Here is a 25,169-nt window from a genome sequence, read left to right on the forward strand (position 1 = left end):
CAGCGGCCCGCCCGGGGGTCGCCGCGCCAACGCGCCTCAGTCGCCGCTCGCTTCAATGACGGGTCCTTCGCCATCCACGCCGGTGCGCGGATAGCCGCTGCCGCCGGTGGCGTCGTCGTCATAATCCTCGCCGGCATTGCCGCCGCCCGCCCCGGCGCCTGCGCCATGGACGGCGCCGGTTGCCGGATCGATATGGGCACGCTTGCCGGCTTCGGGCGGCGTCGCGTCGTCATCGGCCGCCGGCTGTCCGTCCCTGCCCGCCGAACCTTGCGCAGCCAGTTCGGCTTCGCGGGCGCGATGATAATCCTGGCCCGAATAGCCGTTTTCGGTATCGAACGGGTTGGCGCGGTTCTGCTCGTCCATGGCAATTCTCCTCGCGCCATCAACGCTGGGCCCGCGCCGGCGATCCGCTCGGGCGATTTAACCCGGGGTGACGATCGGGTGATCGAGGCGGACGGTGTCGAGCAGGCGCTCGACCTCCGCCACCTGGTCGGCACGGCCCGAGGGTGCGAGCGACCAGTTGCAATGGGCATGGGTGGCGATGTCGTGCAGCTTGACCGGCCCGACCACGGCGCGCCACTGGCGCTGTGTGCCGCCTGCCCGCCTGACGAGCATGGTGACGATCAGGTCCTGTAACTGGCTGGCTCGCATACCGCCGATAACCATGCGCAGGCCGTCCTGACAATCAGGCGTAGGCGGGCAGCTGGTCGAGATGCTTTTCAAGCGTGATCGGATAGTCGCGCACGCGCACCCCGGTTGCGTTGTAAATCGCATTGGCCACTGCCGCGCCGACACCGCACAGCCCCAGTTCGCCGATGCCCTTCGCCTTCATCGGCGATACGGTCGCATCTGCCTCGTCCAGGAACACCACCTCCTGATGCGGAATGTCGGCATGGACTGGCACTTCATAGCCAGCAAGGTCATGGTTGATGAACAGGCCGAAGCGCTTGTCGACTGCCAGTTCCTCCATCAGCGCACCGCCCACGCCCATCGTCATCGCGCCGATCACCTGGCTGCGCGCCGATTTGGGATTCAGGATGCGTCCCGCCGCGCACACTGCCAGCATCCGCCGCACGCGCGTGACGCCGGTGAACGCGTCCACCCCGACCTCGACGAAATGCGCGCCGAAGGTCGATTGCTGGAACTTCTTGCCAAGGTCGCCCCATTCGATCTTGTCTTCGGCTACCAGCTCGCCTTCGCGCGCTGCATCGGCAAGCGCGACCGATCGGTTGCCGGCGCGCACCTTGCCGTCGTCGAACACCGCGTCCGTGGCGTTGAACCCCAGCTTCTGCGCGACCGCCTCACGCAGCGTCACGCAGGCGGCATAGACGCCCGACGTCGCACTGCCCGCGCCGAATTGTCCGCCCGATCCGGCCGAGCGGGGAAAGGACGAGTCGCCGAGCTTCACGACCACGCGATCGACCGGCACGCCCATCATCTCGGCCGCGGTCTGCGCGATGATGGTGTAGCTGCCGGTGCCGATATCGGTCATGTCGGTCTCGACCGTCACCCGGCCATCCTGACCCAGCCGCACCCGGGCGCCGGACGTCAGCGCCAGGTGATTGCGGAACGCCGCCGCCACGCCCATGCCGACCAGCCAGCGGCCGTCGCGCATTTGCCCCGGCGTGGCATTGCGCTTGCTCCACCCGAACCGCTTCGCCCCGTCCTCAAGACAGCGGATCAGGTTACGTTCCGAAAAGCGCCGCTCGGGCTTCATCGGGTCGACTTGCGTGTCGTTCTTGATGCGGAAGGCGACCGGATCCATGCCTAGCTTTTCCGCCATCTCGTCGATCGCGATCTCCAGCGCCATCATGCCCGGCGCCTCACCCGGTGCGCGCATCGCATTGCCTTCGGGCAGATCGAGTACGGCAAGCCGCATCGCGGTCAGCCGGTTCGCGCCGGCATAAAGAAGTTCGGTCTGGTTGACCGCCGTTTCCGGCTCGCCCCCGGGCAGGTCACCCGATCCGCTTTCATGCGCGATTGCGGTGATCGTCCCATCCGCCTCGCACCCGATGCGAATGCGCTGGCGCGTGGCCGGGCGATGGGTGGTGTTGTTGGCGATCAGCGGGCGTTGCATCGCCAGCTTCACCGGTCGACCGGCCCCCTTCGCACCCAGCGCCGCCAGCACCGCATCGGCGCGCAGGAACAGCTTCCCGCCGAACCCGCCGCCGACATAGGGCGACATGAAGCGGATCTTGTCCTTGGGAATGTTCAGCGTCTTGGCCAGGTCCGAATGCCCCCAGGCGATCATCTGGTTCGACGTCCACAGCTGCAGCTCGTCGCCCTTCCAGGCCGCGATCGATGCGAACGGCTCCATCATCGCATGGCTCTGATCGGGAGTCGTATAGGTCGCGTCGAGCTTGACCGGCGCGGCATCGAACGCGGCCTCGAACTTGCCGGTACGATGCTCGGGGCCGGATTCGCTGCCCTCGTCGCTGTTGCCGCCATGCAGCGGCGCGGTCTTCAGTTCCTTGTCGAGATCGAACCGCCCGTCCCCACGTGCATAGTCGATCCGCACCAGTCCCGCGGCGGCGCGCGCCTGTTCGAACGTTTCGGCAACCACCACCGCAAGCGCCTGGTGATAATGATCGACATCCGGCCCGCCGAGCAGCTTGGCGGTGTTGAAATTGCCCTGGCCCAGCTTGCCGGCCTCTGCAGCGGTGACGATCGCGATGACGCCCGGGGACTGCCTTGCCGCGTCGAGGTCGATCGAGCGGACCCGGCCCTTCGCGATCGTCGCCCCGACGACATAGCCATAGGCCGCGTCGGGCGCCTCGCGATGGTGCTCATAGGCATAGGGCGCGGTCCCGCTCGTCTTGAGCGGGCCGTCGATCCGGTCGATCGGCTTGCCGACCACCTTCATGCGGTCGATCGGGTTGGTGCCCGCAGGCGTGTCGAACTTCATGCGGACCTCGCAGTGTCGAGCGCCGCCGCGATGGTCCGTTCGACCAGCGGCAGTTTGAAGGCGTTATCAGGCGTCGGCTGGGCGCCTGCCAATAGCGCGGTCGCCGCCGCCTTCGCACCTTGCGGCAGCGCGGTGTCGGCGGCTTCGACCCGCCACGGCTTGTGCGCCAACCCGCCCGCCGCGATCCGGCCCGACCCGTCCTTCGCGATCACCGCGGCGACCGAAACGATGGCAAAGGCATAGGAGGCGCGGTCGCGCACCTTTTCATAGACGTGCCGGCCGCCGATCGGTTTGGGCAGGGTGACGGCCGTGATCAACTCGCCCGGTTCGAGCGCGGTCTCGATATGCGGCGTATCGCCGGGCAGGCGGTGGAAGTCGGCAATGGGAATGGTGCGCGTCGCCCCTTGCGGGTCGATCGTCTCGACCTTCGCGTCGAGCAGCCGCATCGCCACCGCCATGTCGCTGGGGTTGGTGGCGATGCACTTGTCGCTGCCGCCGATCACCGCCAGTTGGCGCGAATAGCCGCCGATCGCGCCACAACCCGACCCGGGCCTGCGCTTGTTGCACGGCATCGATGGGTCGTAGAAATAGGGGCAGCGCGTGCGCTGCAGCAGGTTGCCGGCGGTCGTTGCCTTGTTGCGCAATTGCCCGCTCGCCCCCGCCACGATCGCGCGGGTCAGCACGGCATAGTCGCGGCGTACCCGTTTGTCGGCGGCAAGATCCGTGTTGGTGACCAGCGCCCCGATGCGCAGCCCCCCATCCTCGGTCGCTTCGATCCTGTCGAACCCGAGATCCTGCACGTCGACCAGATGCGTCGGCGTTTCGATCTCGATCTTCATAAGGTCGAGCAGGTTGGTGCCGCCTGCGATGAACTTGGCGCCCTGCCGCTGCGCCACCGCGCGTGCGGCCGTGACCGGATCGGCTGCGCGCTCGTAGGTGAACGACCTCATGCCTTCGCTCCGGCGACTTCGGCCATCGCCTCGGCAATATTGGAATAGGCGCCGCAGCGGCAGATGTTGCCGCTCATCCGCTCACGCAGCTCCACGTTGGTGGGCCGCGCGGTCTTGGTCACGTCGGCCTGAACATGGCTCGGCACGCCGCGCTTGATCTCATCCAGCACCGCTACCGCCGAGCAGATCTGCCCCGGCGTGCAATAGCCGCATTGATAGCCGTCGTGCCGCACGAACGCCGCCTGCATCGGGTGCAGCTTCTCGGGCGTGCCCAGTCCTTCGATCGTGGTCACCTTGTCGTCCTGGTGCTGCACCACCAGGCTCAGGCACGAATTGATTCGCACGCCGTTGACCAGCACGGTGCATGCGCCGCACTGACCATGGTCGCAGCCCTTCTTGGTACCGGTGAGGTGCAGATGCTCGCGGAGCGCATCGAGCAAGGTCGTGCGCGGATCGAGCGCCAGCTCGCGGCGCTTGCCGTTTACCTCGAAGCGCACCGGCATCGTCGCCATTTCCCGGCGCTCGGCCGAAGTGGATACCGGCACGCCGCCGGCCACCGCGCCCGCTGCTCCCGCCGTCAGAACGCCGCGCCGCGTCATCTCAAGCTCCGTCACGCTGGTCATGCCCCATGCTGATTGCTGTACAGGTACCGCAGCGCTTGTAACGCACGGATCGCGGTATCGCCCAATCACCTCGTGCGGCGAACGGGAATTTCCGGGCAAGTCGCGTTCGGCCGGCGCTTCCCCCAGCGTCCGTGTGTAGCAGCCCCTTTGCTGGGGGCTCAGCTTGCAGGGGTCGGGGCGGTGATCGCTCGCAGCGGCGGGCGGGGCCTCGCCCCGCCCCTGCGGGATAGGCCGCGATCACCTTGGCGGGACGCGTGTTGAACCAGCTATAGCCGTTGCGCCGCTCGGCACTGAGATCGGCTACATCGTCGTGGATCGTCTTGTCGCGATCGCCAAAGATCGGGCGCTGGGTTCGCAGATCGTAGAAGCGTGCCCAGATCGGCGGGGCACCTGGCTTTGCCACCAGCAGCCGCCCATCACGCCCGGTCGGCCGCGTCCATTCCACGTCGCGCAGCGCGTGCGCCCCAAGCCAGGCGACGCCATCGCGCACTGCAGCCCGGATTGCTGGCGAGCGGTCGGGCTGCTTCATCAGATATCCGATCAGGCCCGCGCTTTCCGCACTCGACAGCGCAGCCGGCTCGAAATTGCGCGCGCCGACCGGGGCGAGCGTGAAGGCGTCGTGCTGCTGGCCCCAGATGGTGCGCTTGCCGTCGATCACGACCTGCGTACGCACGATCAGCGCCGTTGCGCGCGCCGCCGCTTCGCCGGCCTGCGCCGCGATCGGGCCGGGCACTACCGCGAAATCGCCCTTGCGGCCCGCAACGTCCAGCATCAGCTGCGCGACCTGTCCCACCGCGCCATCGTTGAAGGTCACGGCATCGTGATAGCCGCCCTGCAAGGGATAGACCTGCGGCCAGCCGCCATTGGGGAATTGCGCGGACAGCAAGTATCGCAGCCCTTTTTCGAACGACGCGCGGTAGCGATCTCCCTCCGCTCCGGGCAATTGCGCCTGCACCCGCGCCAGGAATCGCAACTCGTCGATCGTGGCATTGTTGTCGATCGTGCCGACATAGCGCCACGCGGCGTCGGCCTGGATATCGTCCTGAGCATAGCCGGGCAGGATTTCGCCGATGACATAGCTTTGCCCGCGCAGCCGCGCCGGGCCGGAACGGTCCTGGTTCTTGCCCCATCCGCCGGCCGGCGTCTGGAAGCTGACGATGGTGTCGGCGATGCGCCGTCCCTCAGGACCGGCATACCATGATGCGGGCCGATTCATCGGCATGCCGCCCCCGCCCGACGGCCCGTCAACAGGGCCGGCAGGCACGGCAATACCCTTGCGCTCGGCAGCCAGCGCCGCCTTGTCCGCCGCCATCAGCGCGCGTGATCGCGCGATGTAGGTTCGCCAAGCCGGCCGCTCGGCAGCCGGGGCCTGCTCGATCCGCGCCTCGGTCACCGGCAGCGCCGACGTCATCGTGCCGATCACCTTGGCCCCTGACGGCACCGTAGTCATCGCGCTCAACATCAGCACGCTGCCAACCATCCGGATCATCGCGTCTCTCCTAACCTGGGGCACACCCTATCCGGCATTTGGCGAACCACGATGCAGAATTTTGTCGCGTGGCGACCGGCAGGAGCTGTCTTGTCCTGCAACAAAAAGCCAGTCGTCCGCAGACGACTGGCCAAGAGTGCAGCGGCGTTCCCCATCGGGGAGGATCAGAACGCCACGCGGGCACTCAGAACGAACTGGCGACCACTGTGGGTCAGCACGTTCAAGCGGTTCGTCTCATCCACGAACTGATCGTTGAGCTCGTCGGTGAGGTTGATGCCTTCCAGGCTCAGCTTCACCTTGTCGGTAATGTTGTACGAGATCTGCGCATCGATGTTGGTGGTGCCGTTCGTGCCGTTATAGGCGTTTCCTTCGGTCCCCGGCACTGCGGTCAGATAGCTGGAACGATAGGCGACCGAGCCGCGGATCGAGAACTTCTTCGTCTCGAAATACAGCGTCGCATTGGCAGCGTGCTTCGACAGGCCGAGCAGCGGCGCGGTCACCGTGGTCGCCCCGCTGGCCGACGTCAGATACTCGATGTCGGAGTCGACATAGGTGTAGTTGGCCAGCACGCCGAAGTTGGAGAGCACGCCCGGCAGGAAGGTGAAGGGCTGCTGGACGTTTACTTCGAAACCGCGCAGCAGGCCGCCCTTCGAATTGACCGGCTGACTGACGATGAAGACGTCGGTCGGGCTCGCCGTCGTCCCGGTCAGCAGCGAGGCCGGCAGGCCCAGGCTGGCGAACGGCACGCTCGTGCTCAGCGTCTGGACGAAGGTGCCGATATCCTTCTGGAACGCGGAAACGGCATAGATCGCGCCCCGCGTCGGATACCATTCAACCGATGCATCGAGATTGGTCGACTCCGTCGGCACCAAGTCCGGATTGCCCGAACTGAAGGTGCGGTTGCCGCCCGAAACATTGAGGTTGCCGCCCGGGGTGAGCGACCCGATCCCGGCACGCGCGATCGTCTTGGCCGCGGCAAGGCGCACCAGCAGCGTGTCTGTCACGTCGAAGACGAGGTTGGCAGATGGCAGCCAGCGGTCGTAGCTACGCTCGGCCGTGACGAGATTCACGCTCGCGCCCTGGCTGGCGTAACCGGTCGAGACCTGATCGGTCTTCACATAGCGCACGCCGATATCGCCGCGTATCGGGACGCCGGCATCGGCAAGGTTGAATTCGGCCATACCCCAGATGCCCAGGTCATCTTCCCGCACCGTCACATATGAGCCGCGCGCAGTCGCATTCTCGACGCCGCCGGTGGCATAGGTCGGGTTGCTCGGGATTGTGAGGAAGCTGGCGAACGCATCGAGATTAGGCACGACCCAGCCGGTCGGCGTGCCGCTCGGAACGTTGAGTCCGCGGCCAAAGCCGGTGAACTGGCTGGTGAGCGGCGCGAGTTGCGCGGCGGTCAGCGTGGTGACGACGGTTTCGCCCTGAAGGCGGCGGCGTTCGGTCGAGTCATATTCGAACCGGCGCCAGTCGCCGCCGACCTTGAACTTGACCGCGTCGCTTGCGGTCCATTCGAGGAAGCCCTTGGCATTGGTGAAGCTGTTGTCGACGGTCTGCGGCCGGATGCGCACTTCCGACGTCCCGTTGGTGAACGCGAAACTCGCCGGATTGGCGATGTCGACGCCCGGGCGGATCGTTGGGAAGCGAGTGGAGAAATCGTAGAAGAAGCCGTTGGTGTTGGCGGCGTCCAGCGTCACGGTGGTTTGAACCGGATTGCGGAAGCTGGAGTTCGAATAGCCGACAATGGCACCGAACTTCAGGCTCTCGCCGATTTTCTGGTCGAGCGTGCCGGTGATCTGGTAGAAATCGGTCTTGAGCTCGTCGTACCGCGACTGGACGCGCAGATCGACCGCATCGAACGTTCCGCTGATGATGTTGTTGTTGCTGTCGACCGTACCCGAACGGATGATCGTCTGCGGCTTGCCGGTCCCCGAGCGGCTGAAGCCGATCGCCTGGAACTGTGCTTCCTTGCGCGTGCCGTCGAGCCGCGAATAGAGGCCGTCGATCGAGACCAGCGTGCTTTCGCTCGGGCGGAATTGCAGCGCGAGCGCAGCACCGAGCCGCTGCTGGTCGATGTCATAGCTGACGAGGCCCGGGATGCGCGGATGGAACAGCGCGGTTGCGGGGTTGGTGTCGTTGATCTGCGCGATCGTCTTGCCTGCGATCGTCGAGGCGGGGTTGAAGCCGCCGTTGAACCCGCCATAGGTCCAGCGCGTGATGTTCGCGCCTTCCTCGATCAGGCGGCGGCGCTCATAGGCGATCGACAGCAACGCGCCGAACGTGCCGGCATCGTTCTGCGTGCTGAGCAGCGTCGAGAAGCGAGGCGTCGCCTTTTGCGCAAGGTCGTTATAGCTGACCGAGGCGGAGATGACGGCAGTCGGCTCACGATAGTCGAATGGCCGCGCGATCTGCAGATCGACCGTCCCGCCCAGCGAGCCTTCCTCGACATCGGCCGTCGCGGTCTTGCGCACCGTCAGGCTGTTGAACAGGTCGGACGAGAAGATATTGAAGTCGAACCCGCGCCCGCGATTGACGCCGCCGGAATTATCGGTCCCGCCGGTCGTGCCGATCGCTTCCATGCCGTTGATGCGAACGCGGCTATATTCCGGGCCAAGGCCGCGGACCGAAATGTTGCGCCCTTCGCCGTTCACGCGGCTGATCGCGACGCCAGGGATGCGCTGGAGCGATTCAGCGAGGTTGAGGTCGGGGAACTCGGCAATGTCCTCGGCCTTGATCGCATCGACGGCCGCAGTCTCACGGCGCTTAACGTTGAGCGCGCTCGTCAGGCTCTCGCGAAAGCCGGTGACGACGATGTCCTGCGCGGCCTCGGCATCCTGAGCGATAGGGACGGCGAGTTCATCGGCCGTTTGGGCATGAGCTGCGGACAGCGCGAAGGCCGCGCTCGACAGCGCCAGCGTGCACTTGCGGATTCGGGTACGGGACATTTCAGACTCCCCTCGAGTGACCAATTACGGCTTCGTCACGAGCCGATTGCACGATCTTGCTAGTCATCGCAGCCACCGAAACGCCAACGCCAATCGAACATGGATCGATGCACGAGACGCACCGATCGCCCGGAATCGAGCGCTGGCACAGTCGAATCGAGCCAGTTTGCGACTTGATCATCCCGCTCTTTGTCTTGGACGACAGGCACGCGCGCGGCTAGCCACTCACCTATAAGCTCGCGCGAGTTCGACGTGCGAGGACAAGGAGAGCGACGCGTGACCCATCAGCGCACCCTGGCGAGCGATGCCCGCCCCACGCATGTGCGCTACGCGATCATTGCGCTCATCTTCATTATCACCAGCGTCAACTATGCCGATCGCGCGACCTTTTCGATCGCCGGCAGCCAGGCTGCTGCCGAACTGGGCATCGGGGCGGTGCAGACGGGGTTCATCCTGTCGGCGTTCGCCTGGGCCTATGTGCTGGCTCAGGTGCCGGGCGGGCTGCTGCTCGACAAGTTCGGAACCAAGCGGGTCTATGCCGCCGCCATCGCCTTGTGGTCGATCTTCACCGCGTTGCAGGGACTTGCCGGGCTGGTCGCGTTCCTCCCCGCCGTCGCGATGCTGTTTGCCCTGCGCTTCCTGGTCGGGCTCGCCGAAGCGCCGTCCTTCCCCGGCAATGCGCGTCTGGTCGCATCCTGGTTCCCCTCGGCCGAGCGCGGCACGGCGTCCGCGATCTTCAACTCCGCGCAATATTTCTCACTCGTCGCCTTCGCGCCGCTGATGGGCTGGCTGGCGCACAGCTTCGGCTGGCGCTCGATCTTCTGGGTGATGGGCGCGCTGGGGCTCGTCGCCACCGCCGTGTTCGTCCGCTTCATTCACAGCCCTGCCCGACACCCGTCCATCAATCAGGCCGAGCTCGACCATATCGAAGCGGGCGGCGGGCTGGTCCACATGGACGAGGGCAGCGCGGGCAAGGCCGCAGCATTCGACTGGGGCAATGTCGGTAAGCTGATCGCCAACCGCATGATGCTGGGCATCTATCTCGGCCAATATTGCATCAACGTGCTCACCTATTTCTTCGTCACCTGGTTTCCGATCTATCTCGTCAAGGAGCGCGGGCTGAACATCATGGAGGCCGGGTTCGCGGCCGCCGCGCCGGCCTTGTGCGGCTTTGCCGGCGGCCTTGCCGGAGGCTTCGTGTCGGACCTGATCCTCAAGCGCACCGGCTCGCTTGACCTTGCTCGCAAGGGGCCGCTGACGGTCGGCATGCTGCTCGCCACCGCGATCATCGCCTGTGTATGGGCTGAGCAGGAGTGGCTGGTGGTGACGCTGATGTCGGTCGCCTTCTTCGGCAAGGGTATCGCATCGCTTGGCTGGGCCGTGATGGCGGACGTCGCGCCCAAGCGGCTGGCAGGCCTGTCGGGGGGCGTGTTCAACATGTTCGGCAATGTCGCGGGTATCGTCACACCGATCGTGGTCGGCGTGATCGTCGCATCGACCGGATCGTTCGACTGGGCGCTGGTTTATGTCGGGGCGCACTGCCTGCTGACGATCTTCGCCTTTCTGGTCATCGCGGGACCGATCAAGCGCATGGAACTGGGCGAATGAGGGCAAATCGGCGTCGTGTGTTGATGGGTGGCGTGGCCGCCTCGCTCGCCCCGGGCATCGCGCGGGCAAATGCGCCAGTGCTGGTCATCGACACGCCAATGGCCGCACCGCGCTGGGCGGTGCTTCAGCGCCAGCTGCTCGCGCGCAATGCGCAAGCGTGCGAGGCCTTCTACGCCAAATATGTCGATCGCCGGGACTGGCTGCAGGTGTTCGAACGATGGGGCGCGAATGACGGCCCCGACGATGCGGCCGAGGCGACCAACGACTGGGCGATCCTGCATGCGCTGGGCGGCCCGGACCGGATCCTGTCCCTGACGCAGCGCTTCTGGGAGGGGCATTTAAGACAGTATACCGCGATGCGCACGGTCGATGTGCCGATCGCGCGCCAGGGCATGTACTATCGCGACTTTCCGGTACAGATGGACTGGCAGCACAATGCCGAGGGATTGACGACGTTCAACGTCATGGGCCTGTCCGCGCCGCGCGACCCGGCACTGGTGGTCCGAACCAAACGGTTCGCCGATTTCTATACCGGCCGCGACCCCAGCGTGCGCAACTATGACCCGCAGCGCCGCATCATCCGCAGCGTGATGAACGGCAGTCGCGGCCCGATGCTTCGCCCTGCCACCTCCCTCGACTGGGCAGGCGACCCGTTCGAAGCGGGCGCGCGCTTCCACATGGAGCATGGCGAGACGACCTATCAGGAAACGCTCGATCACTACGCCGAATATAACGATGTGGTGGGCGACAACCCGCTGAACCTGCATGCGACGACGCTTGGCCTCAATGCCTATGCATTGGGCGGCGGCGAGCGCTATCGGCGGTGGGCACTCGACTATCTCGACGCCTGGGTGAGCCGGGCCGGCGCCAATAACGGCATCGTGCCGAGCAAGGTCGGTCTGGACGGCAAGACCGCGCCCGATTGGTGGGGCGGCGTGTATGGCTGGGGCTTCTCGCCGGTCGTGCCGCAGACTGGGAAGCGCGAGGACCGCAACCGCGTGCCGCGATCGATCACCGCGTTCATGAACGGCACGCTGCTGACCGGAGACAGCGCTTATATCGAGGTGTGGCGGCGGCAGAATGCCGTGATCAACGATGCGGGGCGGCAGCGCGACGGCAAGTTCGAGACGCCGACCATGTACGGCGCGGACGGGTGGTACGGGTGGAAGCCACGGCCATACCGGACAAACGGGTTCGAAATCTGGTATGTCACGCAGCGTGCCGACGATCTTGCACTAGCGGGCAAGGACCCTTGGGTCGAGTTCCTGCAAGGGCGCCATGACGGCTATCCGATCGAGGCGCTGAACGCCGACCTGGAGCGTGTTGCGCAACGCGAGAAGAAGATGCGTGAAGACGATACCACGCGCGACACCCGGCTTGCCGACTGGCCGCTCGACAAGACTCCTGCGAGCGTCAAGAGCCTGATCCAGCTGATGGCCGGCGGCCTGCACATCGCGCGCCCGTCCTGGTCGCTCACCTCGCCGAGCCAGGGCGGCGTCGTGCTGCACGCGCGGTTGCGCTATTTCGATGCGGAACGCCGCCGCGCTGGCGTGCCGCAGGATGTCGCCGCGCTCGTGCACGCGCTGGGGGATGCCACGACCGAGGTGACATTGGTCAATCTTGGCAAGGTGGCCCGCACGGTGACGGTGCAGGGCGGTGCCTATGCCGAGCATCGCATCGAACGCGTCACGCTGAACGCGCGCGAGATCGCGGTCGGCGGACGCGATTTCACGCTGCGACTCGAACCGGGTTGCGGCGCGCGGCTGAAGCTGGCGATGCGGCGCTACGCCAACACACCGACGCTGGCATTTCCGTGGGACCGCTGATCAGCCGCCCGGCTTGATATAGGGCGCGACCGACCACAACAGCCGCTCTTCGCGTCGCGGGTCGCTTACCACGCGCGTGTCGGCATCGAAGATCATCGTGCGGCGCTGATCGAGCCCGAACTTCGGCCAGAGCGGCACGCTCGCGCAATTGGGATCGCCGGCGCGCGCGAACGCGATGAAGCTGTCGGCCATCCGCCCGGCCAACCGCCGCGCGGCGGGGCTGTCGCCGGTACGCGAACCCTTCGCTGCGACGTTGTCGAACACCAGCGGGATGTCGAGCGTGTGGAACGCGCCAAGCACGCCGCCCGCCTCGGGCGATATGAAGTCGAGCTGATACATCCAGGTCGGCGCGCCGATCCTTGCGCGCGCTTCGGCCTGGATGAGGTGCCCGGGCCAGGAACGGCCGGCGGTGGTCGCGGCGAGCAGGATCTGGCCCGGGGTCTTCGTGGGATAGATTTCGCGATAGCGCCGCACGACCCAATCGGGGGCGACATCCTTGGTAATCTGGCTGCCGATCCGCTCGGCAAGGTTATCCCAGCTCGTATCCCCGCGCTTCAACCAGTCGCCGATCCACAGCGCAGTCTCATCATGCGTGTTGCCGACGATCAGGGGGATATGCGCCGCCTCGAACGGCGCGTCGGGCACGAAGGGATGGCGCGGAAGGACATGGTGGTCGAGCGTCGAGGTAAAGCTGATCTCCCCCTTGCGCTCGATCGGGTCGGTCATTGCCATCGCTTCGACCAGCCGCTCGACCGGCAAGGATTTCAGCTCGGCGATCGACTTTGCGCCGGCCTTCTCCATCCACGCTCGCGCGCGGATCGTGGCATTGCGCGGCCCGGCGGCGGTGACATGCTGGCCGCTCATCGTCGCGGCGCGGTGGAACAGCGGGCGTGCCTCGGGCATCGCCATCAGCGTGATCGCTTTGGCGCCGCCGCCGGACTGGCCAAAGATCATGACGCAGTTCGGATCGCCGCCGAACGCTGCGATGTTGTCGCGGACCCATTGCAGCGCAAGAACGAGGTCCAGATTGCCGACATTGCCCGACTCCGCCGGACCGCCGAGTTGAGCGAGATAGGCATAGCCAAGCCCTGCGAGGCGATGGTTGACCGTGACCACCACCACGTCGCCACGCCGCACCAGATTGCCGCCATCGTATAGCGGGTCCGATCCCGAGCCATGGGCATGCGCGCCGCCGTGGAAATAGACCATGACCGGCCGCCGGCCGCGATCGAGCGCGGGCGTCCAGACATTGAGGAACAGGCAATCCTCGCTGGTCGGCTCGTCAGCCCGTGTCTGCCGCGCGGCAGCACCATACACGGTGGCGTCGGCGACGCCGCTCCAACGCGCAGGCGGCAGCGCACGTTCGAAGCGACGCGGGCGGGTGTCGGCGCCATAGCGTACGCCGCGAAACACCAGCACGCCACGTTCCACCGTGCCGCGCACCCGGCCATGGCGGGTCGCCGCGACCGGATCGCCGCCCCGCTGACCCCATGCCGATGCCGGGATCAGAAGCGGCGCACCCAGCAGCATCCGCCGATTGATCATGTCGAAGCCAGCTGTGCGCAGAGCAGGCGCATGGGTTCGAGCGCGGGGTTCGCATTGTCGCGCCGCCACGCCATGTGCAGCTCGACCGGGGCCGCCGGCTCGGTGCGTAGCGCGCGAAATTGCACGTCCAGCAGGTGAAGGCCGGAAGCGGAGCGCGGCACGATTGCGGCGGCAACGCCGGCATGGACCAGCCCCAGCATCGAGTGGATCTGAGTCACATGCTGGACATAGTTCGGCCTCACCCCGACATCGTCGAACAGCCGCACCAGCATGTCGTGGAAATATCCCGCGCCCTGCCGCGCATACATGATCAGCGACTCACCATCGAAATCGGCAAGCGATAGCGTCGGTTCGCCTTGCCGCGGATCGCCGGGCGGCAATGCGACCAGCAGGGGTTCGTGCAGCACGCACAGCGTGTCGAATTCATGACGATCGATCGGCGGGCGCACGAACCCGATATCGATCAGGCCAGTGAGCAGCGCGTCGACCTGATCGCCGCTCACCATCTCACGCAGTTCCAGCTCGATATGCGGCAGGCTCGCGCGCGCCTGCGCCACGATCTGGGGAACCAGACTGTAACCTGAAACCGCGGTAAAGCCGATCGCGACCTTGCCGGCATCCCCCTTCGCCACCCGCCGGGCGGAAAGCGAGGCGCTTTCGGCGAGCCGCACGATACGCCGCGCCTCGATCAGGAAGACGTGACCGGCTGGCGTCAGGCTGACCTGCCGGCTGGTACGTTCGAGCAGGCTGACGCCGAGGATCCGCTCGAGCAACTGGATCTGCCGGCTGAGCGGCGATTGAGTCATGTTCAGCCGCTGCGCCGCGCGACCGAAATGGAGTTCCTCGGCCGCCGCGACGAAGCAGCGGAGCTGGCTGAGTTCGAACATGGCCCCGGTGTAACGCGGCGCAACGGGCAATGTCACGCCGGCACTGGCCAAGCCGTTCACCGGTCCCTCAGGCCGATTTCGCGATCGACCCGCTCGCGCGCTCGACCAGCGCGCGCAACTCGTCTTGTTCAGCCGGGGTCAAATCGGTGAGCGGCGTGCGCACGGGGCCGGCATCGCGACCGATCACGCGCATCCCCGCCTTGACGATCGACACCGCATAGCCGCGTCCGCGGTTACGCAGGTCGAGATAGGGCATGACGAACTCGCGCAGCTGGCGCTGCACTTCGGCATGGTTCCCGGCGCGCACGGCGGCGTAGAAGGCCAGCGCCCACTTTGGCATGAAGTTGAAGATCGCCGACGAATAAGTGGTCACGCCCATCGTAAGGTACGGCGTGGCAAAGGTTTCGGCGGTCGGCAGTCCGCCGATATAGGTCAGGCGGTCGCCCATGCGCACGAAGATGCGGGTCATCAGCTCGATATCGCCAACGCCGTCCTTGAACCCCACCAGATTGGGGTTGCGCTCGCACAACCGCGCGAGCGTCTCGTCGTTCAGCACGGCGTTGTCGCGATTGTAGACGATCACGCCAAGCCCGGTCGATTTACACACCGCCTCAACATGCGCGGCAAGGCCTTCCTGGGTGGAATTGGTGAGATAGGGCGGGAGCAGCAACAGTCCGTCGGCGCCCGCCGCTTCCGCACCGCGAGCGATTTCGGTCGCGATCGCCGTGCCATAGCCACAGCCTGAGATGACGGGGAGCTTGCCACGCCCTTCCGCGACCGCGGCGGTAACCACCCTGACGACCTCTTGCGGCGTCAGCGAGAATACCTCGCCGGTGCCACCAGCCGCGAACAAGCCAGCCAGGTCATGTTCCAGCATCCAGGCGCAGTGTGCGCGATAGGGCGCTTCATCGAACTGACCGTCGGTGTCGAAATGGGTGACGGGGAAAGACAGAAGCCCTTGGCCAAGGCTGCGGCCCATCTCGATCGGGCTCATCGTCGTCACTGGCTTCTCCCAAGCTTGCTGGCGTCGCATCGATGCGCGGAACGCTTCGATGCCTGCCTATTGCGCGGAGACACGACGGTCCAAGCCAAAGCCGCACTCGATCGATGCGCAGCTTGGATCAATCCCGTCCCTCGATCCGGCGGAGGCCAGTCACGACGGGAGCTTGTGTCCGGAAATTGCGCCTGCCGCCCGACCGAGGCGCAGGCCGATCCGATCGTGCCGGAGGTCAATCGGTGCAGCGGCTTGAAACGACTGCTACTCGCCTGCGTTGGATGACAGGTATTGCTCGACGCGCACCGAGACGTGCTGTTAGTGCCGATCCAGCCGGGTGGAGCGAAATCTCGGCTGGCACGAACAGCAACGTGATCAATGACCTGATCGAGCGACGGTGGCTCGACATGGAGGCAAGGCATAGCGATTTCGAGCGCAAGTACCCTGTGGCTGATCGTACTGATCCCGTTGGTCGGGAGCATTATTGCCGCCTTCTTCCCACCGTCCATGCGCCGTGCTGCCGGACTTGTTGCCGGCGGAATCGCGCTTGCCGGTGCAGCGCTGCTGGTCGCCCTCTACCCCATGATCGGCGACGGGCTGGTGCTGCGCAGCGAACTGCAATGGTTGCCCGCACAAGGCCTCAATCTCGTGCTGCGGCTGGATGGCCTGTCGTGGCTGTTTGCTTTCCTGGTTCTGGCGATCGGCTTTCTGGTCGTCGTCTATGCGCATTACTACATGTCGCCCGAGGACCCCGTCCCTCGCTTCTTCTCGTTCTTCCTTGCCTTCATGGGCGCGATGCTCGGGCTCGTGCTGTCGGGCAACCTTATCCAGATTGCCTTTTTCTGGGAGCTGACCAGCCTCTCCTCGTTCCTGCTGATCGGCTATTGGCACCAGAACGAAGCCGCGCGAAGCGCCGCTCGAATGGCCCTGATCGTCACGGCGGCAGGGGGGCTTTGCCTGCTGCTCGGCGTGCTGCTGCTCGGCAAGATCGCCGGCAGCTACGATCTCGACGTGGTGCTGGCGGCGGGCGACGCGATCCGTGCGCACGAACTCTATTTGCCCGCATTGCTGCTGATCCTGGTGGGCGCCTTTACCAAGAGCGCGCAATTTCCCTTCCACTTCTGGCTGCCGCACGCGATGGCCGCGCCGACGCCGGTCTCGGCCTATCTTCACTCCGCGACGATGGTGAAGGCGGGCATCTTCGTCCTGATGCGGCTGTGGCCAGTGCTGGCGGGAACCGACGCCTGGTATTTCATCGTAACCGGCGCGGGCCTCACGACGCTGCTCATCGGCGCATGGTCGGCGATCTTCCAGCAGGACCTGAAAGGCCTGCTCGCCTATTCGACGATCAGCCACCTCGGCATCATCACGCTCCTGCTGGGCATCGGCAGTCCGCTGGCGGCGGTGGCGGCGATCTTTCACACCGCCAATCACGCGACGTTCAAGGCATCGCTGTTCATGGCGGCAGGGATCATCGACCATGAGGCGGGCACGCGCGACCTGCGCCGGTTGAGCGGCCTACGGCGGTTCATGCCGATCACCGCGACGCTGGCGATGGTCGCGGCCGCGGCGATGGCCGGCGTGCCGCTGCTCAACGGGTTCCTGTCCAAGGAGATGCTGCTGGCCGAGGCGCTTGAGGATTATAACGACACGCTGCTCGATCTGCTGCTGCCCTATGTGGCGACGCTCGCGCTGATCTTCAGCGTGCTGTATTCGGTGCGGTTCATCCACCAGAGCTTCTTCGGTCCGGCACCGCAGGGGCTGCCGCGCGTGCCGGAAGAGGCGCCCCATTGGATGCGGCTGCCGATCGAGGTGCTGGTCATGGCCTGCCTGGCCGTCGGCATCTTCCCCGCCGCCACCATCGGCCCGTATCTGGCGGTGGCGGCGCGATCGACGATCGGCGCCGAGCCGCCGGCCTACAGCCTGGCGATCTGGCACGGCGTCAACCAGCCACTGGTGCTCAGCGTGATCGCGCTGGTCATCGGCACGCTCGCCTATGTCGTGTTCGCCCGGCGGCTGAACGCCATCACGGCCGCGCCGCTGATCGGCGTGCTCAAGGGTCGGCGGGTGTTCGAAACCGCGCTGTCCGCGATCGTCACCGCGGCACGACGGTTGGAGCGGATATTCGGCACGCAGCGGCTGCAGCCGCAGCTTCGCATCCTGGTCGTCCTGGCATGCATTGCCGGTCTGCTGCCCTTCGTCCGCCATGGCTATGACCTCGGCGCGAACGATGGAACGATGCTTGATCCCGGTTTCGCGATCATCTGGCTGATCGGTGCGGGTTGTGCGATCGGCGCGGCGTGGCAAGCCAAATACCATCGCCTTGCCGCCGTGGTGCTCGTGTCGGGTGCAGGCCTTGTCAGCTGCATCAGCTTCGTCTGGCTCTCCGCGCCGGATCTCGCGCTTACCCAGCTGCTGGTCGAAACGGTCACCACCGTGCTGCTGCTGCTGGGCCTGCGCTGGTTGCCCAAGCGGCTGCCCGACATCTGGCCCGAGGGCGACAAGCCGGCCAGCGTCAATCAGCGACGCGGCACCGACTTGTTCATCGCCGTGGCGGCGGGGCTCGGCATGGCGCTATTTGCCTATGCCGTGATGACTCGCCCGATGCCCGATACGATCTCGCGCTTCTTCCTCGAACAGTCCTATTCCGCCGCTGGCGGCCGCAATGTCGTCAACGTCATCCTGGTCGACTTTCGCGCATTCGATACGCTGGGCGAGATCACCGTTCTGGGAATTGTCGCACTCGCCATCTTCTCGCTGCTGCGGCGGTTCCGCCCGGCCCGCGAAAGCGTGGCAGACCCGGTGCAGCAACGGCAGCAGGACGCGTCGGATCATGCGCGCGAGGGGCGCGACGTCGGCGACACGCTGGCCGAATCGCTGCTGGTGCCGCGCGTCGTCATGGAATGGATGTTTCCCGTCATCACCGTGTTCGCGTTGTATCTGCTGATCCGCGGGCATGACCTGCCCGGCGGCGGCTTTGCGGCGGGGGTGACGATGTCGATTGCGCTGATCCTGCAATATATGGCGGCCGGAACGCGAAGCGTGGAAACGCGCCTGCGCGTCCGTCCGATCAAGTGGATCGCGAGCGGCCTGCTGATCGCTGCATTCGTGGGCACTGCCGCCATCGCCTTGCGGCACCCGTTCCTCACCTCGTGGTTCCGCTATCTCGACCTGCCGGTGATCGGCAAGGTGCCGCTCGCCACCGCGATGCTGTTCGATATCGGCGTCTTCCTGCTCGTGGTCGGCGCGACCGCGCTGATCCTCATTGCCATCGCACATCAATCGGTGCGCACGCCGGTCGATGCCGATGCGGCGGGGCGGAGGCGGGCCTGATGGAAATCGTCCTCGCGATCGGCATTGGCGTGCTCACTTCGTCCGGCGTATGGCTGATCCTGCGCCCGCGCACCTTTCAGGTGATCCTGGGGCTGTCGCTCCTCTCTTATGCCGTCAACCTGTTCATCTATGCGATGGGCCGGCTCAAGGTGGATGCGCCGCCGATCGTGGGTACGGGCGGGGTTGATCCTGCGCTGTATGACGATCCCCTGCCCCAGGCCTTGGTGCTCACCGCGATCGTCATCTCCTTTGCAATGACTGCATTGCTGCTTGTCGTGCTGCTCGCCTCGCGCGGGATTACCGGCACCGATCACGTCGATGGGGACGACGGCGAATGACACCCTGGATCGATCACCTGATCGTCGCGCCGATCCTGCTGCCGCTCATCGCTGGTGCCGCGATCCTGCTGCTCAAGGACAGGCGCCATCTGGTCCGGCGCGGCATCGCGATCGGCACGGCGGCCACCTTGCTGGTCGTGGCAGGGCTGCTGGTCGCGCGCGTGGCCGATGCGGGTTTTTCAGGCCAGCCGGGGACCACGGCCTATCAGCTGGGCAGCTGGCCAGCGCCCTTCGGCATTGTGCTGGTGCTCGACTGGCTTTCGGCGTTGATGCTGATGCTCACCAGTATCCTGGGGCTGACGTCGCTCATCTATGCGACGGCCCGGTGGGATCGCGCCGGGCCACGCTTCCACAGCTTGTTCCTGTTCCAGCTGATGGGCCTCAACGGCGCATTCCTGACCGGCGACCTGTTCAACCTGTTCGTGTTCTTCGAAGTCCTGCTCGCCGCATCCTTCGCGCTGCTGCTCCACGGCAGCGGCAAGGCGCGGATCAAGGCGGCGCTGCATTACATCTCGATCAACGTCGCCACCTCGCTGCTGTTTCTGATCGGCGCGGCGACGATCTATGGCGTGACCGGCACGCTCAACATGGCCGACCTCGCCGTGCGCATCCCGGCGATCGGCGGCAGCGATCTGGCGATCCTGCAAAGTGGCATGGCGATCCTGGGCATGGCTTTCCTGGTCAAGGCGGGGATGTGGCCGCTCGGCTTCTGGCTGCCGCGCACCTATGCCGCCGCCTCTCCGCCCGTCGCCGCGCTGTTTGCGATGCTGAGCAAGGTCGGCGTCTATGCGGTCCTGCGCGTCTACCTGCTGCTGCTGAACGGCGAGGTCGGTTGGTCGGCCAATTTCGGCGAGGAATGGCTCTTGTTCGGCGGCATGGCGACGATCGCGTTCGGCACCGTCGGCGTGCTCGCCGTGCGGACCTTGAGCCGCATCGCCGGCTATTCGCTCGTCATCTCGGCCGGGACCTTGCTCGCCGCGGTCGGTGCCGGCCAAGGCGCGGTGCTGGCCGGCGCGCTCTTCTATCTGGTCAGCTCGACGCTGGCCGTCGGTGCTTTTTATCTCCTGATCGAACTGGTCGACCGACGCGAGGCTTCGTCCGACGCAGCCGGAGCGCCGGTGTTCGACGACGAATTCAGCGGACTGCCCGATCAGGTCGAGACCGAGGTGCGCGTCGCGATCCCCGCGACCATGGCGATCCTGGGCAGCGGCTTTGCCTTTTGCGCGTTGTTGATCGCCGGGCTTCCGCCGCTGTCCGGCTTCATTGCCAAGTTCGTCATGATCGATGGGCTGCTAAGCCTGGGCGAAACCGTCGCGCCGACGTCGTGGCTGTTGATCGGGCTGATCATAGGCTCGGGGCTTGCGACATTGGTCGCCACCACGCGCGCCGGCATCGACTTGATCTGGGCGCCGTCGGACAAGCCGCAGCCGGCGTTGCGCGTCGCCGAGGCGGCACCCGTCGCGCTGCTGCTCGTGATCTGCATGGGGCTGATGGTGCTGGCCGCTCCGACGATGCGGTATATGGAGCGCACGAGCCAGTCGCTCGGCGACCGGCAGGGCTATGGCCGCGCCGTCCTTGGCAATCCCGCCCGGCCGCAGCCGGACACCGGCCGATGACGCGGTTCCTGCCCCATCCGTTTCTCGCGGCCGCGCTGCTGCTCGTCTGGCTGTTGCTCACGCAGTCCTTTTCGCCGGGCCAGGTCTTGCTGGGCAGCCTCGTCGCGTGGCTGGCGAGCCTTGCCTTTGCCGCGCTGCGCCCGGACGAGACCCGCAAGATAAGATTGCGGCCGGCGTTCAGGCTGGCAGGTCTCGTCGCGACGGACATCTTGCGCTCCAACCTCGCCGTGGCGTCGATCGTCATGTCGCGACGGGCTGACCGGGTCTCCGGCTTCGTGCGCGTGCCGATCGACCTCACCCATCGAGACGCCCTCGCGCTACTGGCGCTCATCATTACAATGACGCCGGGCACCCTGTGGGTTGATTTCGACCGGCGCAGCGGGAGGCTGCTGATCCATGTGCTTGACCTGGTCGACGAGAGCGAGTGGGTGCGATTGATCAAGGGGCGCTATGAGCGGTTGTTGATGGAGATGTTCCACCAATGACCACGCTGCTGCTCGCGCTGGCGATAACCGGCGCCCAGGTCCTTCTCGGTCTTGCCATGCTGTGCGCCGCCGCACGCATGTTCCACGGCCCGCGTGCGCAGGACCGGGTGCTGGGGCTGGACACCCTGTACACCAACTCGATGCTGATGCTCCTGACCTTCGGCATCCAGACCGGGCGCACGCTTTATTTCGAGGCCGCCGCGGTCATCGCCCTGATGGGGTTCGTCAGCACCGTGGCGCTGGCCAAATTCCTGATGCGCGGGGAAGTGATCGAATGATTCAGGCTCCCGACCTTCCGGCATGGGCGGCGACCATCGTCGGATTGCTGGTCCTTGCCGGTGCCGCGACCACATTGATCGGTTCGGTCGGGCTGCTCCGTTTCAAGAGCTTCTACGACCGGGTTCATCCGCCGACCTTGGGCGGCACGCTTGGCATGGCGTTGATCGTCGCAGCCTCGATCGTCTGCTTCTCGGTTCTGCGCTCGCGCCTGTCGGTGCACGAGCTGCTGATCGGTTTGTTCCTGACCGCCACGGCGCCGGTCGCATTCATGCTTCTGGCGCGCGCCGCGCTCTCCCGGACGCAGGATGCCGATCAGGCGCCAGCCCCGGATGATGCGGACGAAATGGTTGATTGACCCTGGCCGACCAGCGAGCCGTCTAGCAGTTCGATCTTGCGGCGGCAGCGAGCCGATATGTGCTCGTCATGCGTCGAGATCAGGAAACAGCACCCCGTCGCCTCGTTGATCTTCGCAATCAGTGCCATCACCTGATCGGCGGACTGGCGATCGAGATTGCCCGTGGGTTCGTCCGCAAGGACCAGCGCAGGCCGGTTCATCAGTGCGCGCGCTACCGCCACGCGCTGGCGCTGCCCCCCCGACATCGCGGATGGGCGATAGTCCCTGCGATCCGCCAAACCCACCGCATCGAGCAGTTCGGCGGCGCGCTCGCGCATCGCTGCGGTTTCGCGCCCGGCATCCGCTGCCGCCGGCATCATGACATTTTCCAGCGCGGTAAGGTCCGGAAGCAGGTGATGGAACTGGAAGACGAAGCCGAGATTGCGATTGCGGAAACGCGTCCGCTCGGCCTCGCTGGCGCCGGTGAGGTCCACCCCGAGCATATGATGCGTGCCGGCGCTCGGCTTGAGCAACGTGCCTAGGATGGTCAGCAGCGTGCTCTTGCCCGATCCGGAGGGGCCGATCAGCGCCGCAAGTTCGCCAGGCGCCAGGTCGAGGTCGATCCCGTGCAGCACCTTTGCGCTGGCCTCGCCCTCGCCAAAGGTCTTCTCCAGGCCGCGGGCGGACATCAGCGGCTGCGCACTCATTGTCCGATCGCCTCGACCGGATCGACGCTCGCCGCGCGGCGCGCCGGGACGATCGATGCAAGGGCGGCAGCGGCTGTCGTCAGGAGCACTGCAAGCAGGAACTGCCCCTGTCCGCTGTCGATCGGCAGGCCGCCCCCCGGCACGTCGCTGACCGGGGGAAAGGGCGCCAACGCCGCCCAGGCGAGCAGCGCGCCGCCGATTGCGCCGCACGCACCGATCAGCGTCCCTTCCAGCACGAACACCGTCGTCACCAGCCGCTTGCTGGCGCCCACCGCCCGCATGATCCCGATCTCGGCGCGGCGGCGCACGATCGACAACAGCATCGCGCTGGCGATGCCCACCACGATGGTGATCAGCGCGAACGCCTTGATGATCGTGCCTGTCCGTGCCTGAGCATCGAGTGCTTCGAAGAGTTGTGCATTCTCCTCGGTCCACGCCGTTACCTTGAGGCCGGTCGCGCGGCGCAGCGTTTCGGCGATCCGCGGCGCATCGTCCACCGGCGCCACTTTCACTTCGATGCGCGAAACCCCCGTCGGCAGGTCGAACAGGGCGCGGGCCGCCCGAAAGTTCATATAGACGGCCTGACGATCCGCGCTGGCGATGCCGAGCGAGAAGATACCGCCGATGCGGAAGCTGCGCTCGCGTCCGCGATCTGAAACCAGCCGGAGCACCTGACCGACGCGGACGCCCAAGTCGTCGGCCAGCGTTTCGCCGATCAAGATGCCGTCCACTGGAAGGCCAGCATCGCCGCTCACCACCGCCGCGCGGATGTCGGCGATCACCGATAGATTGCCGGGAGACACGCCGGTCACGCCAACCGGCGCGATCGCCTGTCCCCGCTCGACAAAAGCGCTGCCGCGGATCTGGGGAGAAATGCCGACGACGCCGGGCGTCCGCTCGATCACCGTTACAAAGGGCTCCCAGACTGCGATCTGCTCGCGGCGGCTGAGATCCTTCTGGACCACGGTCTGGAGCGTGCCCGGCAATTGCGCCGGCCGTGGATCGCGCTCCCGCATCTCCAGCGTGACATGCGGGATGCTGCCAACGGTTCGCTGGGTAAGCAGCGTCGCCAGCCCTCCGATCAGCGCGCTCATGAAGATGAAGACTGTCACACCCAGCGCGACGCCCGTCACCAGCAACAGGGTCTGCCCGGGGCTGGACAACAAATGCCGCAGGGCGAGTTTGGCCGCGTACCGCATCGTTAGCGGGCGGACCGCACGCGCTTACCGGGCGCGGCGGCCTGCGGATCCGCCAGAATGCGCATACCCGGCTCCAGTCCGCCGCTGACCGTTACCGTTTCCGCGGGCCAGTCGACAAACCGGATGCCCCGTTCGCTGACAATGCCGCCACCATCGACCACATGCACCGCGGGATTGCTGTCCGGCCGCAATATGGCACCGCGCGGGATGCTGATCGCAGCCTTCTCCCGCTCGATGATCAGGTTCACCGAGACCGTCACGCCCGCGGGCAGCCCATCCAGCGGCCGTGCGGCGCGAAGCCGCACTTCACGCGCGCCCGTCGCGGGATCGACCCGCGGCTCGACATGGACGATCGCGGCGCGAAGTGATTGCGCCTGCCCCGGCAGACTGAGCAATGCTTGGCCACCAATGCGGAGAGCCGCGGCGTAGAATTCGTCCACTTCCGCGGTGATCTCGGGCGCAGAAAGGTCTGCCAGCCGATAAAGCACGGTGCTGACGCCGATCGTCTGGCCGGGATCGACCGGCCGCTCGAGAATAACGCCCGAGAAGGGCGCGCGGATCGCATAACGCTGCTGCACTTCCCGCGCCTGCATGACGACGGCGCGCCGGCGCGCCAGTTCCTGGGTGCCCTGATCGACCGCCAGGCGAGCCTCTTCGCGGCGCTGGCGAGTGACGAACTGCCCCAGCTTTTCGTACCGGGCAAAGTCGCGGCGCGCCTGTGCAAGCGTCGCTTCCTGCGCAGCGACGGCGGCCGCCGCTTCCGATATCGCGGCGCGCTGCGGCGCATCGTCGACACGCGCGAGCAATTGTCCCGCCGTGACCTGCGCACCCACATCGTAAGGAAGGGCCGTCAGCGTTCCCGCCACCGGTGCCTGCACCTCGACCGAAAGGCGCGGCCGGATCGTTCCATTGACGGCAAGCGTTCGGACCGCAGGCGCACGCTTGATCTCGATCAGGTCCACGGCGGCGGGACGTGACGTGACCCCCGTTTCTTCATCCAGTTGGAACTAGAGACCGGCCCCTACAAGGGACGGACAGATGAAGCGGAAGCAGTTTTCGGAAGAGCAGATTATTGGCATCCTGAAGGAGGCTGAGGCGGG

At 66.1% G+C, this 25,169-nt stretch carries 21 protein-coding genes; 8 read left to right on the forward strand and 13 right to left on the reverse strand.

The features are described from left to right. Positions 1 to 36: 36 nt before the first annotated feature. The 7 genes from BFL28_RS13625 to BFL28_RS13655 form a co-directional block, all read right to left on the reverse strand. A complete protein-coding gene (locus tag BFL28_RS13625; protein WP_069321074.1) occupies positions 37 to 363 on the reverse strand; it encodes a hypothetical protein in 327 nt (108 codons plus the stop codon). Between the two features lie 57 nt (positions 364 to 420). Beyond that, positions 421 to 666: a hypothetical protein gene (locus tag BFL28_RS13630; protein ID WP_079247144.1), complete on the reverse strand. Its 246-nt coding sequence runs from the start codon at positions 664 to 666 to the stop codon at positions 421 to 423. A gap of 19 nt (positions 667 to 685) precedes the next feature. Then, positions 686 to 2,905: an aldehyde oxidoreductase molybdenum-binding subunit PaoC gene (gene paoC / locus BFL28_RS13635; RefSeq protein ID WP_069321075.1), complete on the reverse strand. Its 2,220-nt coding sequence runs from the start codon at positions 2,903 to 2,905 to the stop codon at positions 686 to 688. Beyond that, complete coding sequence (locus tag BFL28_RS13640) at positions 2,902 to 3,855, reverse strand: FAD binding domain-containing protein (protein WP_069321076.1); 954 nt, start codon at positions 3,853 to 3,855, stop codon at positions 2,902 to 2,904. The genes paoC and BFL28_RS13640 overlap by 4 nt, the downstream gene beginning before the upstream one ends. Beyond that, positions 3,852 to 4,478 (reverse strand): aldehyde dehydrogenase iron-sulfur subunit PaoA, encoded by a 627-nt coding sequence (paoA, locus tag BFL28_RS13645; protein WP_069321077.1) that lies wholly within the window; start codon positions 4,476 to 4,478, stop codon positions 3,852 to 3,854. Before paoA ends, BFL28_RS13640 begins: the two co-directional genes overlap by 4 nt. Continuing rightward, positions 4,456 to 5,967 carry a pectate lyase gene (gene pelA / locus BFL28_RS13650; RefSeq protein WP_069321078.1) on the reverse strand — a complete coding sequence of 504 codons (1,512 nt, stop codon included), beginning with the start codon at positions 5,965 to 5,967 and terminating at the stop codon, positions 4,456 to 4,458. The genes paoA and pelA overlap by 23 nt, the downstream gene beginning before the upstream one ends. Before the next feature lie 164 nt (positions 5,968 to 6,131). Beyond that, positions 6,132 to 8,918 (reverse strand): TonB-dependent receptor, encoded by a 2,787-nt coding sequence (locus tag BFL28_RS13655; protein WP_069321079.1) that lies wholly within the window; start codon positions 8,916 to 8,918, stop codon positions 6,132 to 6,134. A 276-nt stretch (positions 8,919 to 9,194) separates the two neighbouring features. Between BFL28_RS13655 and BFL28_RS13660 the strand changes: the two genes are divergently transcribed. Continuing rightward, a complete protein-coding gene (locus BFL28_RS13660) occupies positions 9,195 to 10,526 on the forward strand; it encodes an MFS transporter (RefSeq protein WP_158011658.1) in 1,332 nt (443 codons plus the stop codon). Further along, on the forward strand, positions 10,523 to 12,352 hold the full coding sequence (locus tag BFL28_RS13665; RefSeq protein ID WP_069321080.1) for a DUF8034 domain-containing protein: 1,830 nt from the start codon (positions 10,523 to 10,525) through the stop codon (positions 12,350 to 12,352). The genes BFL28_RS13660 and BFL28_RS13665 overlap by 4 nt, the downstream gene beginning before the upstream one ends. Here the strand turns inward: BFL28_RS13665 and BFL28_RS13670 are convergent, their stop codons facing one another. Genes BFL28_RS13670 through kdgD form a run of 3 tightly spaced genes read right to left on the reverse strand, consistent with a single transcriptional unit; the run spans position 12,353 to position 15,778 of the window. After that, the gene (locus tag BFL28_RS13670; RefSeq protein ID WP_079247145.1) at positions 12,353 to 13,897 is read right to left on the reverse strand and encodes a carboxylesterase/lipase family protein; all 1,545 of its coding nucleotides are present in this window, start codon (positions 13,895 to 13,897) and stop codon (positions 12,353 to 12,355) included. Then, positions 13,894 to 14,820 carry a LysR substrate-binding domain-containing protein gene (locus BFL28_RS13675; RefSeq protein WP_241527330.1) on the reverse strand — a complete coding sequence of 309 codons (927 nt, stop codon included), beginning with the start codon at positions 14,818 to 14,820 and terminating at the stop codon, positions 13,894 to 13,896. Before BFL28_RS13675 ends, BFL28_RS13670 begins: the two co-directional genes overlap by 4 nt. Positions 14,821 to 14,851: 31 nt before the next feature. Then, a complete protein-coding gene (gene kdgD, locus BFL28_RS13680) occupies positions 14,852 to 15,778 on the reverse strand; it encodes a 5-dehydro-4-deoxyglucarate dehydratase (protein WP_069321121.1) in 927 nt (308 codons plus the stop codon). A gap of 453 nt (positions 15,779 to 16,231) precedes the next feature. Here kdgD and BFL28_RS13685 point away from each other — a divergent pair, with 453 nt between their 5' ends. From BFL28_RS13685 to mnhG, 6 genes are read left to right on the forward strand one after another with little or no spacing between them, the layout of a single operon-like run. Next, positions 16,232 to 19,111 (forward strand): monovalent cation/H+ antiporter subunit A, encoded by a 2,880-nt coding sequence (locus BFL28_RS13685; protein WP_277621009.1) that lies wholly within the window; start codon positions 16,232 to 16,234, stop codon positions 19,109 to 19,111. After that, positions 19,111 to 19,449: a Na+/H+ antiporter subunit C gene (locus tag BFL28_RS13690; protein ID WP_069321083.1), complete on the forward strand. Its 339-nt coding sequence runs from the start codon at positions 19,111 to 19,113 to the stop codon at positions 19,447 to 19,449. Before BFL28_RS13685 ends, BFL28_RS13690 begins: the two co-directional genes overlap by 1 nt. Continuing rightward, positions 19,446 to 21,065 (forward strand): monovalent cation/H+ antiporter subunit D, encoded by a 1,620-nt coding sequence (locus tag BFL28_RS13695; protein ID WP_069321084.1) that lies wholly within the window; start codon positions 19,446 to 19,448, stop codon positions 21,063 to 21,065. The genes BFL28_RS13690 and BFL28_RS13695 overlap by 4 nt, the downstream gene beginning before the upstream one ends. Next, a complete protein-coding gene (locus BFL28_RS13700) occupies positions 21,062 to 21,550 on the forward strand; it encodes a Na+/H+ antiporter subunit E (RefSeq protein ID WP_069321085.1) in 489 nt (162 codons plus the stop codon). The genes BFL28_RS13695 and BFL28_RS13700 overlap by 4 nt, the downstream gene beginning before the upstream one ends. Further along, entirely contained in the window at positions 21,547 to 21,828 is a 282-nt protein-coding gene (locus tag BFL28_RS13705; RefSeq protein ID WP_069321086.1) for a K+/H+ antiporter subunit F, read from the forward strand. Before BFL28_RS13700 ends, BFL28_RS13705 begins: the two co-directional genes overlap by 4 nt. Then, the gene (mnhG, locus tag BFL28_RS13710) at positions 21,825 to 22,184 is read left to right on the forward strand and encodes a monovalent cation/H(+) antiporter subunit G (protein WP_119184607.1); all 360 of its coding nucleotides are present in this window, start codon (positions 21,825 to 21,827) and stop codon (positions 22,182 to 22,184) included. The genes BFL28_RS13705 and mnhG overlap by 4 nt, the downstream gene beginning before the upstream one ends. Here the strand turns inward: mnhG and BFL28_RS13715 are convergent. The 3 genes from BFL28_RS13715 to BFL28_RS13725 are packed head-to-tail and all read right to left on the reverse strand — an operon-like array spanning position 22,142 to position 25,031. Further along, positions 22,142 to 22,870: an ABC transporter ATP-binding protein gene (locus BFL28_RS13715; protein ID WP_069321087.1), complete on the reverse strand. Its 729-nt coding sequence runs from the start codon at positions 22,868 to 22,870 to the stop codon at positions 22,142 to 22,144. The two genes, mnhG and BFL28_RS13715, sit on opposite strands and share 43 nt — an antisense overlap. Beyond that, complete coding sequence (locus BFL28_RS13720) at positions 22,867 to 24,033, reverse strand: ABC transporter permease (RefSeq protein ID WP_241527332.1); 1,167 nt, start codon at positions 24,031 to 24,033, stop codon at positions 22,867 to 22,869. Before BFL28_RS13720 ends, BFL28_RS13715 begins: the two co-directional genes overlap by 4 nt. Before the next feature lie 38 nt (positions 24,034 to 24,071). Next, positions 24,072 to 25,031, reverse strand: coding sequence for an efflux RND transporter periplasmic adaptor subunit (locus BFL28_RS13725; protein ID WP_069321089.1), 960 nt, complete (start codon positions 25,029 to 25,031; stop codon positions 24,072 to 24,074). Between the last annotated feature and the right edge of the window lie 138 nt (positions 25,032 to 25,169).

This window comes from Sphingomonas turrisvirgatae, assembly GCF_001721295.1.
In the GTDB taxonomy this organism is placed as follows: Bacteria; Pseudomonadota; Alphaproteobacteria; order Sphingomonadales; family Sphingomonadaceae; genus Sphingomonas; species Sphingomonas turrisvirgatae.